At 35.6% G+C, this 14,130-nt stretch carries 9 protein-coding genes; 2 read left to right on the top strand and 7 right to left on the bottom strand.

The window, feature by feature from the left end; all coding sequences use genetic code 11:
- Positions 1–223 precede the first annotated feature (223 nt).
- A complete protein-coding gene (locus FNW38_RS05705; RefSeq protein ID WP_144265598.1) occupies positions 224–4,384 on the top strand; it encodes an HYR-like domain-containing protein in 4,161 nt (1,386 codons plus the stop codon).
- 1,292 nt (positions 4,385–5,676) lie between these two features.
- Here FNW38_RS05705 and FNW38_RS05710 read toward each other — a convergent pair.
- Positions 5,677–7,002, bottom strand: coding sequence for an ammonium transporter (locus FNW38_RS05710; RefSeq protein ID WP_143386591.1), 1,326 nt, complete (start codon positions 7,000–7,002; stop codon positions 5,677–5,679).
- 525 nt (positions 7,003–7,527) lie between these two features.
- Positions 7,528–7,905 carry a PH domain-containing protein gene (locus FNW38_RS05715; RefSeq protein ID WP_143386590.1) on the bottom strand — a complete coding sequence of 126 codons (378 nt, stop codon included), beginning with the start codon at positions 7,903–7,905 and terminating at the stop codon, positions 7,528–7,530.
- 92 nt (positions 7,906–7,997) lie between these two features.
- Here FNW38_RS05715 and FNW38_RS05720 point away from each other — a divergent pair, with 92 nt between their 5' ends.
- Complete coding sequence (locus tag FNW38_RS05720; protein ID WP_143386589.1) at positions 7,998–9,533, top strand: YifB family Mg chelatase-like AAA ATPase; 1,536 nt, start codon at positions 7,998–8,000, stop codon at positions 9,531–9,533.
- 79 nt (positions 9,534–9,612) lie between these two features.
- Here FNW38_RS05720 and FNW38_RS05725 read toward each other — a convergent pair whose 3' ends face one another.
- From FNW38_RS05725 to panB, 5 genes are all read right to left on the bottom strand, one after another.
- A complete protein-coding gene (locus FNW38_RS05725; protein ID WP_235890157.1) occupies positions 9,613–10,383 on the bottom strand; it encodes a DUF2189 domain-containing protein in 771 nt (256 codons plus the stop codon).
- 36 nt (positions 10,384–10,419) lie between these two features.
- Positions 10,420–11,157, bottom strand: coding sequence for a nitroreductase family protein (locus FNW38_RS05730; protein ID WP_143386588.1), 738 nt, complete (start codon positions 11,155–11,157; stop codon positions 10,420–10,422).
- On the bottom strand, positions 11,148–12,476 hold the full coding sequence (locus FNW38_RS05735; protein ID WP_143386587.1) for an aldehyde dehydrogenase: 1,329 nt from the start codon (positions 12,474–12,476) through the stop codon (positions 11,148–11,150). Before FNW38_RS05735 ends, FNW38_RS05730 begins: the two co-directional genes overlap by 10 nt.
- Positions 12,477–12,551: 75 nt before the next feature.
- Positions 12,552–13,247, bottom strand: coding sequence for an RluA family pseudouridine synthase (locus FNW38_RS05740; protein WP_143386586.1), 696 nt, complete (start codon positions 13,245–13,247; stop codon positions 12,552–12,554).
- 48 nt (positions 13,248–13,295) lie between these two features.
- Complete coding sequence (gene panB / locus FNW38_RS05745) at positions 13,296–14,114, bottom strand: 3-methyl-2-oxobutanoate hydroxymethyltransferase (protein WP_143386585.1); 819 nt, start codon at positions 14,112–14,114, stop codon at positions 13,296–13,298.
- Positions 14,115–14,130: the final 16 nt, after the last annotated feature.

The following is a 14,130-nucleotide window of genomic DNA, read 5'->3' on the forward strand; positions in this document are numbered from 1 at the left end:
GGAAATGTATTAAAAATTGGATTAATGTATTCTTAATTACATAATTTAGTATTTAAGTTTATGAATTTTAGGAGATTATGCAGTAATTTTTTGTTAAAAAAAAGCATTTTTCTAAAGAGTTCAATTGAAATAAATCAAAAAATAGAAACCTCATTCTATTGATTTTACATTTTTATAGTTAGGCATATAGTATTCGTTATTTTATTATTTTAATTCAATAAATATGAAAACATTTCTACGTACCCCCAGATTTTTAACTATTGTTTTTTTAATTGCCAATTTGTTTTTTGTGAGTGCTGCGTTTGGGCAGGCAAGTGTAACAAGTGATAAGCCAGATTATCCGCCGTTATCAAATGCAGTTTTTACCGGTGTTGGTTTTTCACCGAATGAAAATGTTTTATTGAAAGTAGAAAATCTTACAAAACCAATTAATACAACAAGTGGTGATTCTTCCTATAGTCCATGGACAGTTACTGCCGATGCCGATGGTACATTTATAACCAATTGGACTGTTTGTAATTGTAGTGGTGATTTATTAAGAGTATCTGCTTATGGACAATCCTCTGGTGAAAATGTTTGGCATGAATTTACAGATACATCTATTACTTCAACTGCAACTGGTGGTAATTGGAATCTTACAACCACTTGGGTTGGTGGAGTAGTTCCGGGTGCAGGGGATATTGTTACAATTGCTGTAGATGCAACTGTTACAGTTATAGATAACAGATCGGCTACATCAATTACAATTGCTGGTGGATCTAAGAATACTAAACTCCAGATCAATCCCGGAATTATTTTATCTGTTTCTGGGGATGTAACTATTAATAGCCCCGGTTCCAATTCAAGAACAAATGAAATTATAGTTGGATCAGGAATACTGAATATAGGTGGGAATCTAACTGTTAATGGAGCTGCTGAAGGATCATCAATTAATAACAGACAAGGTCAATTAACAGTAAGTACTGGAACCGTTGATGTGAATGGTAATATTACAACGAATGCTGCAGGCGCAAATTCTTTAATTAGTTTTTCAGGAGCTGGTACATTAAAAATTTCCGGAAATTGGGTACATGGTGGGTCATTTACAAAGTCTACAAGTACTGTTATATTTGATGGTCTGACTCAGTCGATTAGTGGTGGAGCTGTAATTGATTTTAATAATCTGACTATTACAGCTGGTGCAACAGTAACTGGTAATTCAATCTTTGCTACAACAGCGACAGGAACTTTTACAATTCAAAATGGAGGTAAGTTTATTCAAACCGCAGGAACTGCAATTCTTGGTGGTACACGAAGTTTTGGCGCAACAAGTACATATGAAACTCAAACATCTCTATCTTCTCCATGGCCAAATATTTCATATGGCAATGTAATTATTAATACTAGTGCAGGTAATATGAGTGCCGGTGGAAATCTTCAAACTGTACTTGGGAGCTTAACTATTCAAAACACAACCGGTGGTTCTTTTGGACTTTCTACAACAAGTAATACTACAACTACTATTTCCGGTAATCTTATAATCAATAACGGGTTATTTAATTTTTCTACTAATACTGGAACGCCAACAGTAAATGTAAGTGGGAATGTTCTGATTAATGGTGGAACTCTTCAACCAATGACAAGCACGGGTATTCCAATTTTTAATCTTACTGGAAACTGGACAAATAATGGAGGAATATTTACAGCCGGAACAGGAACAGTTACTTTCAATGGTGGCAGTCAGACTATTGGCGGTAGCAGCCCAACTACGTTTGGGGCATTAACAATTGCTGGTAGTGCAGATAAAACATTGGGTAATGATATTACAATCAATGGCGCACTTGTATTTAGTGCAAATAAAATCAATACTGGCGCCAACACACTTATACTAGGCAATTCTGCAACAGTCAGTGGGGCTGGTACGGGGAAATATGTAAATGGTAATTTAAGAAAAGGAATTGCCGCTTCCACCTCAAGTAAAAATTTTGAAATTGGTGATGCATCAAATTACACGCCTGTTAATATAGGTTTTTCGGGCACAGGCACAAATGGTACCGGAAATATTACTGCCTTTACACAAGCTGCAGATGACCCCAATATTGCTACTTCAGCGATTGATGATACAAAAAATGTAAACCGCTATTGGAGTCTTGTTAATAGTGGAGTTACTTTCGGGACCTATAATGCTACTTTCAATTTTGTTGCAGGAGATATGGATGGACTTGCAGCTTTTTCAAACTTCATTGTTGGCAAATACAGCAGCGGCTGGACTTATCCAATAGTGGGTACAAAAACTGCTGCCAGTACACAAGCTATAGGTCTTTCAGCCTTTAGTACATTTGTTGTTGGTGAAGGTGGTGCCGGTGCCCCAACCTTACATACAAATCCAATTAGTCAAACAATTTGTGCTGGCAGTTCTGTTAATTTTATTGCTAAAGTAAACAGTATTCCACCTACTCCGGGTTCAGGTGTGGAATGGCAAGTTGATAACGGTAGTGGATTTGTAGCTCTTACAATTGCCAGTCCTTATAGTGTAGTAACCTCTTCTTCTGCTGGTGTTACCACTTCAACGCTTTCAATCAGCCCTGCAGCTGCAGGCTTAAATACTTATAAATACAGGGCAAAATTCACCAATACTAAAGGTAGTTTTACTACTGGTTTTGCAACACTCACCATTGATCTTATTGCGCCAACTTGGACAACAGGGACCACTGCACTGAATGTAACCAAACAATGTAGTGATGCAGCAGGGATAACAGCTGCTCAGGCGTTGTTCCCGGTTGCATCCGACAACTTTGATACTGATGTAACGAATATTGTAAAAACATCAGGATCTTTTGTAGCGGGTACTTTGTGTCCTCAGGCCGGGACTTATACCAATATCTGGACTGTAACAGATGATTGTGGCAACGCATCATTGGTGTTTACCCAGACGATCACTGTAAAAGACAATACCGCACCGGTTGTTACAACGGCAACGAATTCTTTGGATGCACTTACACTGGAATGCAGCGACACAGCAGGCATAGCAGCGGCATTGGCATTGGCTCCGGCGGCAACCGATAATTGCACAGCAGTTCCAACAATAAACTTGGTAAGCGATGATACAACAGCAGGTTCATGTGCGAACAACTACACACGAGTGCGTGTATGGAACTTCACAGACGGTTGCGGCAATACCAGCGCAAACTTCACCCAGACGATCACTGTAAAAGACAATACCGCACCGGTTATTTCCACTTGTGCTCCTGCGGTTACGGTTAGTCCTAACAATGCAGGATGTTCATATAAACAAACGGGTACAGGATGGGATGTAACAGCAACCGATAATTGCGGCAGTACAACCATTAAATACACACTGAGTGGTGCGACCATTTCAGCAGTGAATGCTTATGCCACTCTTAATAATGTGGTGTTCAATCTGGGTGTAACCACTGTAACAGCTATTGCATATGATGCATGTAACAATGCATCTGCACCATGTAGTTTCACGGTAACAGTAACAACAAGTATATTGTCTGCAACTATCGCCACCAATAATACAATCATATACTTTGGCTATTCAGGCGATCAGACTGCAACGATTACCGCTTACCCAAGTGGAGGGACTGCTCCTTACAAAGTTTCCATTACTATGGTAAATCCACAGACTGTAGTGCCAGCTCGTATTAAAGAACGAGTAGATGGTAAGCTCATATGTGATTATATCAATACTGCGGGAGATGAAGTTTGGGTTCCTGGAACTAATACGTATGGTACAACAGGCAACAGTGGTAATAACCAGCCAACTTCTACTTCAAATGCGAATATACCGACGGGTGGTAGCTATTCAGTAAATGTAACATTACTTACAGATGCCAGGTTTGTTGCTACGGTAACAGATAAATATGGATGCTCTTATACGATACCATATGATCAGGCAGCCAGAGTTGATGCCGAAGATGCCCGTTGCTTTGCTGCTGGAAATAGTGGTAACGCCAAAGTTACGATCTGTCACAGAACGGGTAGCACTAAGAACCCATGTGTAGCTATTTGTGTAGATGAGTCTGCAGTGCAGGAACACCTTAATCATGGGGACTTCTTGGGCAAATGTACACCAGATTTTATAGCACCAAAATCTAATGCAAAATTGTTGCAACTTGATAAAATAATTATTGAACCTGCTTCCTTCGACGTAAAAGCCTACCCTAATCCAACCCAACATCAGTTTACTTTAGTTGTGGAAGGGGGCAGCAATGAAAAAGTAGAAGTAATAGTATATGACATGCTTGCCAGAATGGTAAAACGTTTTGAAAAAAGTGATGGACAACCGATTATGTTCGGTGAAGAATTACCAACAGGTGAATATCTTACAGTAATCAAACAGGGTGTTAATATAAAAACGGTCAATTTGATCAAACAGTAAAGTTATTTCATAAGCAGAGTTTAAATCAACTCCATTTCGATGTTAATTGAAATGGAGTTTTTTTATGCAGCAGTTAGAATGTTTTGAGAACTCAGTTTTCAAGAAAAATAATACCAATTATACCGTTTAATCTTTGAAAAACTGTTATCCTTTTTCACAAAGGGTATTGACAAAGAAATCTCGCAAAGTAGCAAAGACAATCTATAATTGCGTCTTGGCGACTTTGCGAGAATAATTATAATTTTTGAAATCCTTTTACAGTAAATTCAAAACACAAACGGTATAATAAATAACCTAGAGGGAGACTTGATAAAATCGATTACAGGGTATGATTTTTATACAAGAGCCTTTTCCAATGTTTTTAAAGTTTAAATGGTATAAGTCAAGGATTCGTCAGTTCGTCCCGACGCTTCGGGAGAGTAATAATTTGCGATAGAAAATTTTTACGAAGTATCGAGAACCCTTACGTTTTGAAGGCTTCTCGATACAATTTTAAACATTAAAGCTATCGCATTAATGTTCAAAATTACTATCATTGACTTTTTTATTTAATGTATTGAAAATCAATAATTTAACAAAATTAACATGCAAGAATAATACGTCATTTTATATTGCTTTTTTTGTAAAAAAATTAAGCCTCGAAGTGACGGTTGAAACAGCTTAACTTAATGACATTGCACGAGCTATAGCGAACTGTTATACCATTTACGTTTAGAATTTACTGGAGTATGTTTCTAAAAATTTGTCATTGCTTCGTCGGACACGAGCGATCAATGTCATTAAGTTAAGGATTCGTCAGTTCGTCCCGACGCTTCGGGAGAGTAATAATTTGCGATAGAAAATTTTTACGAAGTATCGAGAACCCTTACGTTTTGAAGGCTTTTCGATACAATTTTAAACATTAAAGCTATCGCATTAATGTTCAAAATTACTACCATTGACGTTTTTGTTTAATGTATTGAAAATCAATAATTTAACAAAATTAACATGCAAGAATAATACGTCATTTTATATTGCTTTTTTTGTAAAAAAATTAAGCCTCGAAGTGACGGTTGAAACAGCTTAACTTAATGACATTGCACGAGCGATAGCGAACTGGCGAAGCAATGGCAAACAGACGGCTTATTTATTCCAGTAAAAACAAACTTAAAATGGTATTAATCAGTTGTACAAAGGAAAATTTAAAAACAAAAATAAGTTGTCTGAAAAGGTGTTTTTTGAGTAATAAAAAAACCACTCTGAAAACGAATTTCCAGAGTGGTTTAATTTAAAATTACTTATAAAAAAATGATTTACAGATATTCTCCGTGTTGAGAAATATCTAAACCTAATTCTTCTTTATCTTCACTTACTCTTAGTGGGGTAATTTTACTTACAACAAAGAAAAGGAAATACGATACCGAGAATGCAAATATCGAAACAAGAACTAATGCTTTTAATTGAATTAAAAACAAAGTAGCATCACCGAAAATTAAACCTTGGTTATCACCAACAATAGCATTTACAGATTTTGAAGCAAATACACCTGTTAAAAGCATACCTACCATACCACCAACACCGTGACAAGCAAATACATCTAATGCATCATCAATTTTACCTTTAGGGAATTTACTCACCACAAGATTACTTACAATACTGGCAATAAGACCAATTGCCATTGCATGAGGGATACTTACGAATCCTGCAGCAGGTGTAACAGCTACCAAACCTACAACGGCACCGATACAAGCTCCCATTGCGGAAAGTTTGTGTCCAAGGATTTTATCAAGAAATACCCAACCCATTGCAGCAGCACCGGCAGCAACTGTTGTAGTTCCTAAAGCTTGTGCAGCCAAACTACCAGCTCCTACAGCAGATCCTGCATTGAAACCGAACCAACCGAACCATAATAAACCAGTTCCTAATAAAACATAAGTAATACGGGCAGGATTCACTTTTTGAACTTTTCTTTTTCCTAAGAACATCGCTCCGGCAAGAGCAGCCCATCCTGCACTCATGTGGACTACTGTTCCACCGGCAAAATCCAATACTCCCCATCCAAATAATAATCCATCAGGATGCCATGTCATGTGGCACAAAGGAGCGTAAACGAATAATATGAATAAAACCATAAATAACAAGTAAGCCCAGAAACGAACACGTTCTGCAAAAGCTCCTGTTATTAAGGCTGGTGTAATAATTGCAAATTTAGCTTGAAATAAAGCAAACAAGATAAATGGAATAGTTGGGGCTAATTCCCAAGCAGTGTTAGCACTTACCCCTTGAAAAAATAAGTTTGACGTAGGATTTCCTATAAATCCACCGATTGATGGTCCAAAACATAATCCAAATCCAACAACAACCCATAAAACAGTTACTATAACCATAGCCATAAAGCTTTGTAATACGGTACTAATAACATTCTTTTTGCCTACCATTCCACCATAAAAGAATCCAAGTCCCGGAGTCATTAATAATACAAGAGCTGTGGCAACTATCATCCAAGCCGTATCTCCGGTATCTAATTTTAATTCAACAACGTGTGCACCTAGTGTTGTAGATTCAGCAAAAAGATGAATTGAAAAAATGGATAATACTAGAATTGTGATCAATATCACACTTAAAATAATCTTTCGCATAGTTTTTAGTTTTAAATTTCGATAAAAATATAAAATGATTTTAAACCCCCTATTAAAAAAGAGTATAATATTTTATTTTTATTGATTTTTCAATTTAGCCCCCTATATTTTGTGGGTATGTGATAATTCAACATTAAATTTAATGATTTATTAATGTTGTTTTTCTAAAAAACGACAGTTTCTATAAACTATTAAATTTATCATAATATATTAGCAGTCTTTTAATATTATATGGATTATTCGATAATTACACACAATAATAAACAATTTTATCGAGAATTTGTCAAAATTACAAACAAAAAAAACACCTCATACTTTTATTGTATCAGGTGTCTCTTTTAATTTTAAAAAATTATTATTTTAATATGACCGTCCGCTTAGCGGACTATAATTATTTTTTTAGCCACGAATTTCCACAAATTTCACGAATTAGTGTTTAATTTTTCTTTTAAGGATAAAAATTCGTGACAAATTCGTGAAATTTGTGGCTAAATTTCTCTTTAGTATTATTTACGGATAGTCATATTATTTTAAAATGTGTTGACTTAAAATTTTGTAAACTTCATTGATATTGTTTCCTCCTTTCCCAAATTGTTTTGAGATGGGTTTATCCTCACTGTTTAACCAAATTTTTAATTCGGCATCCATATCCAGTATTCCCGCACTTTCTTTGGAGAATTTTTTGATGCTGGAATAAGGGATTGACATGTAATCTACTTTGGTTCCAACTAATTGTTTTTCGACCAAAATCAACCTTTTATTGGTAAAAATAAACAGGTCTTTAATTACTTTATATGCTTTCTCGATTATTTCACCATCAATTAAAATAGGGTCGAATTCTTTTGAAACATTTTCAATTGTTACTTCTGATGCGTTGCCTAAAATGGCATTAAATAGTCCCATAATTTTTTTCTAGTTTATAAATTTCAAAAATAAATTAATTTCCGTGTTATTAATGCCAATATTTTACTAATTTACGTACAAAATTAACATACATGCTAGTTAAAGTTTTTGGAAGTGCCGTTTTTGGAGTTGAAGCCACAACGATTACCGTTGAAGTAAATATTGATAAAGGAATTGGATATCACTTAGTAGGATTACCAGATAATGCCATTAAAGAGAGTAGTTATAGAATTGCCGCTGCGCTCAAAAATAATGGGTACGCTATGCCAGGTAAAAAAATAACGATTAATATGGCTCCGGCTGATTTGCGTAAAGAAGGTTCAGCTTATGATTTGACTTTAACGATAGGGATTCTCGTTGCTTCAGGACAAATTAAAGCAGATGACATTGACAAATACATTATCATGGGTGAACTTTCTCTTGATGGAGGTTTGCAACCCATTCGTGGGGCTTTACCAATAGCAATAAAAGCCAAGGAAGAAGGCTTTAAAGGTTTTTTTCTTCCAAAACAAAATGTAAAAGAAGCCGCAATTGTAGCAGGTTTAGATGTTTATGGAGTAGAAAATCTACAAGAAGTCATTGATTTTTTGGAAGGAAAAGGAACATTAGAACCTACAACAATAGACACCAGAGCCGAATTTTATAAAACACTGGATTTTCCAGAGTTTGATTTCTCGGATGTGAAGGGACAAGAAAGTATCAAGCGTTGTATGGAAATTGCCGCTGCCGGAGGACATAATATTATTTTGATTGGTCCGCCAGGTGCAGGAAAAACAATGTTAGCGAAACGGTTACCCAGTATTTTACCACCCATGACTCTGCGCGAAGCATTAGAAACGACCAAAATTCATAGTGTTGCAGGGAAATTGAAAGAAGTGGGATTGATGAATCAAAGACCGTTCCGCAGCCCACATCATACTATTTCGAACGTGGCATTGGTTGGAGGAGGAAGTTATCCGCAACCAGGCGAAATTTCCATGGCACATAATGGGGTTTTGTTTCTGGATGAACTGCCTGAATTCAAGCGAGATGTTCTGGAAGTAATGCGTCAGCCGTTAGAAGACAGGGAAGTAACTATCTCAAGAGCTAAGTTTACGGTTACTTATCCGTCGTCGTTTATGCTTGTGGCGAGTATGAATCCGAGTCCAAGTGGTTTTTTTAACGATCCTGATTCGCCTCAAACTTCTTCACCACACGAAATGCAGCGTTATTTGAGTAAAATATCAGGTCCTTTATTAGACCGAATTGACATTCATATAGAAGTGACTCCTGTTCCTTTCGAAAAATTATCCGATGACAGGAAAGCTGAAAGCAGTGTTGATATTCGAAAAAGAGTGACTGCGGCGCGAGAAATTCAAACGGAACGTTTTGAGCAAATGGAAAATATACATTACAATGCACAAATGAATACCAAACACATTAGAGAACATTGTGCGTTGGATGATGTTTCAAAACAATTATTAAAAACTGCAATGGAACGGTTGAATCTATCAGCACGGGCTTATGATAGAATTTTGAAAGTAGCCAGAACAATAGCTGATCTGGATGCAGCTCCAATCGTTGTTTCCAGCCACATTGCCGAAGCGATTCAGTACAGAAGTTTGGATCGAGATGGCTGGTTGGGGTGATTCGGATTTCAAAAAAAAACACAACTAAAAATATTTTAATTGTGTTTTATAAAAAAGTATATTCCAGATTTAGAGCGATTTATTCAAACTCATTTTCAGAATCGATTCCAATAATTGCAACATAAATGGCATAATACATGGAATACATAAACGGAATTGTAAAAAATATTCCGATGCAACATCCTATGAATCCTACCATTGACGCTATTATGGATACAATAACTAGTCCTAAAAGGACTAAGGGTTGTTTTGATACGATTATCATACTAGATTTTATGGCATCAAAAGCTTTTAAATCACCAAAAATAATAAGAGGAATTGTTAGGAAAGTAAAAAAAGAAACTGTCATGCTAATCAATGATCCAACTATTTTAATTCCGGTATAATCGACCAATGCTGATAAACCGGTACTAAATAATGAAATTAGTAGTGTAGCGATAACCAGTTCCTTAAAATAAGGGGCTTTGTAATATTCTAAAATAGTTGAAACATGAAATTCCTCATCTTTTTCACCACAATGTGCCATTTTAATTAATCCGGCAGGGAAAGGACTTAAAAGACAAGATAGCACTATCGCACCTATTATGTAGACTAACATAAATGTGCTTGAAAAATTTTCGTTTTTTAAATTTTCTAATGATTTTTCGTTTAATACGGAAACTCCAAAAGTAAAAATTACTATTCCAGCTATTAGAATGCCTATTAGTATTGAGAAAACAAAAATCATTAAACCTGCATATAAGGCAATTTTTTTATAGTTTTCAAAGGCATGATTAAACACATTTCCAAAATCTAATTGATATCCATTATTCTTTATTTCTTCTATCTTTTCTTTAGTAGTTTTAATCATTTAGTTTCTTTGTTTTATTGGGTGAATTGAATGTATTTATATTTTAAAATAGACATCTTCAAAAGGAATTCTAAAACGTTCTCCATAAACGCCTTGTTCCTCCCGAAGACCGCATCCTATAATCATATTTATTTCGGATGAAGCAGGTAAATGTAATATTTTTTTTATTCTTAACGAATCAAAACCTTCCATAGGACAAGTGTCATAGTTTATTGCAGCCATGCTAATCATAAAATTTTGAGCTGCAAGTCCGGCACTTTTATGGGCAACAATGCGCATATCACTTTGTCTGGCTTCTCTGTAAATGGGTTTGAATAATCCTATAATTTGAAAAGCAATAAATTTGATCATTCCAAAGATTCCCAGGAAATCAAAGTAAAGCGTAGGAATGATTTTTTGATAATAATTTAAAGCAAATTTTTCTCTTTTTGAGTATGAAGATTCAGGTTTGTCTCCATAGAGTGATTTTAAGTAGTCAATATTTGATTGCACTCTTTTTCTCCATAAATCTTTTCTGGCCACAACAATAACCATTTGTTGTGCTGTTTTTGCTGCATTTTGATCAAAACTTGCCGCAGTTAATTTTTGTATAGTTTCAGGAGATACAATATGATAAAATTCCCAAAGCTGCATATTACTGCTTGTAGCAGCAAGTGTTGCTAATTCAATACATTCTGTTACTTTTTGCGCATCAATGGGTTCGTTTTTAAAAACCCGAACGGACCGTCGGTATTTAATGGCCTCACTTACCGATTTTTCATTGGTTACAACCATTTTAATAATTTTTTAATTGTTTTTAATTTATCATTGTAAGGGGCATAACGCATAGGTAAATCCAACCAATTTGCTTTTTTTACGATTCCTTTTTTATGCGAAAAAGTATCAAAACTCAAACTACCATGATACGCGCCTATGCCACTATGGCCAACACCTCCAAATGGAAGCCTTTTGTTAGCAAAATGGACTACGGTATCATTGATACAGCCCCCTCCAAAAGAATATTTGTATATGATTTTTTGTGCAAAGGAATGATTTTCAGTAAAAACATATAAAGCTAGAGGTTTCTCGTATTTAGAGATGATACCATTTATTTCGGCCTCATTTTCATAGGAAAGAATAGGGAGTAAAGGGCCGAAAATCTCTTCTTTCATAATCAGACTATCAGTACCGGATTCATCGATAAGCGTAGGAGCGATGTAGCAATTTTCAATTTCAGTTTGACCCCCAAAAGCCACTTTGTCTTCCTCAATCATATTGACCAATCGAAGCCAATTCTTTTGATTTATAATTCGGGCATAATCGGGTGATAGTTTAGGATTTTCACCGTATGCTTTGGTGATTTCTTCTTTCATGAATTCCATGAAATGGCTTTTCATGTTTTTTTGAATCAAAATATAATCCGGTGCAATGCAAGTTTGACCAGCGTTTATAAATTTTCCCCAAACGATTCTTTTGGCTGCTAGTTTTAAATTGGCAGTTTCATCAATAATACAAGGGTTTTTTCCTCCAAGTTCCAATGTTACGGGCGTTAAGTTTTCGGCAGCCGCTTTTGCAACAATTTTGCCTACCGGAACACTTCCCGTAAAAAAGATATAATCCCAACGTTGTGAAAGCAGGTTCTGGGTGATTTCAACTCCGCCTTCTATAACTTCAACATGATTGTTGTGAAATGTTCGTTCAATAATTTTTGTAATTATTTCGGATGTTTTTGGGGTGAGTTCAGAAGGTTTTAGGACCACTTGATTCCCGGCAGCAACTGCTGAAATTAAAGGACAAAGAGCCAGTTGAAACGGATAGTTCCAAGGTGCTATAATTAATACTTTGCCGTAAGGTTCTTTGTAAATATAATCGGTGGAAGGGAAATTGAGAATGGAAGGAAATACCTTTTTTGGTTTAGCCCATTTATGTAAATTCTTTATAGTGTCTTTTAATTCAGAAATAACATAATAGGTTTCTGTGAGTACCGCTTCAAAAGCCGGTTTCCTGAAATCATCGTATAAAGCCTGAATAATTTCATTTTCATGAGTAATAATTACATTCAGTAACTTTATTAAAGTTTCTTTTCTAAATCCTATAGTAGTTTTGTAATTCATTAGGCAGGCACAATTTATTTAGTGCTATGCAAGTTAATTTTTATAATTTACATAATGAATTATTCTTTAAAAAAATTATAGTGCGTCCCAGATGGAATCAGATGGGGTAGGAGCAGTTATGGTTAAGGCTTCTTTTGTAACAGGATGGATGAATGTTAATTTCCTGGCGTGTAAATGAATGCCGCCATCAGGATTACTGCGGTCAAAACCGTATTTTAAATCCCCTTTTATAGGCGAACCTATGGCAGAAAGTTGTGCTCTTATTTGATGATGCCTTCCAGTATGAAGATTGATTTCTAATGCAAAATAGTTATTGAGTTCCTTGAATATTTTATAATCTAAACTGGCTAATTTACTTTCTGGAACTTCTTTAATATGTGCTTTTGAAGTGTTGTTTTTTTCGTTTCTTTTTATATAATGAACGAGCTTATCTTCCTCTTTTGAAGGTTTGTTTTTGACTATTGCCCAATATGTTTTTTGAGTTTCACGATTGCTGAACAATTCATTCATTCTGGTCAAAGCCTTGCTTGTTCTGGCAAAAACGACAATGCCTGTTGTAGGTCGGTCTAAACGATGTACCACTCCAAGGAATACTTCACCGGGTTTATTGTATTTATCTTTGATGTATTCTTTTACAACTTCCGATAAAGGTTTATCGCCGGTTTTATCACCTTGCACGATATCGCCTACACGTTTATTGACCACAATAAGGTGGTTGTCTTCGTGTAGAATTTGGAGGTTGTTTTTATTCGAAATTATTTTGTTAGACACTTTTTAGGCTTTTTTTATAAACTGAATACTGCTACTGAATACTAAAAACTAATATTGCTCATTAGCATTAGGAAAATCACTTGATTTCACATCAGCAACATATTGACTGATTGCAGTTGTCATTCCTTCATATAAATTCATGTATCTTCTCAAGAAACGCGGACTGAATTCATTGTTCATTCCAAGCATATCGTGAATAACCAAAACTTGTCCGTCAACGCCGCCACCAGCACCAATACCAATAACTGGAATCGAAATACTTTGCGCCACTTTCTCGGCTAAATGTGCCGGAATTTTTTCAACAACCAAGGCAAAACAACCTAGTTTTTCAAGCAATTTGGCATCTTCCATTAATTTATGCGCTTCTTCCTCTTCTTTGGCACGAACCGTATAGGTTCCAAATTTATAGATAGATTGCGGGGTTAAACCCAAATGTCCCATAACCGGAATTCCTGCGTTTAATATTTTCTTGATAGAATCTTTGATTTCTTTTCCGCCTTCCAGTTTTACGGCATGTCCACCGCTTTCCTTCATAATTCTGATGGCAGAACGCAACGCTTCTTTTGGGTCTGATTGGTAACTTCCAAAAGGTAAATCAACCACAACCAAAGCTCTTTCTATCGCTCTAACTACAGAAGAAGCGTGGTATATCATTTGGTCCAAAGTAATGGGTAAAGTCGTTTCGTGTCCAGCCATTACATTCGAAGCCGAATCACCAACAAGGATTACATCGATTCCAGCAGTATCAACAATTTTAGCCATCGTATAATCATAAGCGGTCAGCATGGAAATTTTCTCTCCATTGGCTTTCATTTCAATTAATGACTTTGTTGTAATTCTTTTGTAATCTTTTTTTGCTACAGACATGGATTGTTACTTTTTG

It is taken from the genome of Flavobacterium gawalongense, assembly GCF_007097265.1.
Lineage (GTDB): Bacteria > Bacteroidota > Bacteroidia > Flavobacteriales > Flavobacteriaceae > Flavobacterium > Flavobacterium gawalongense.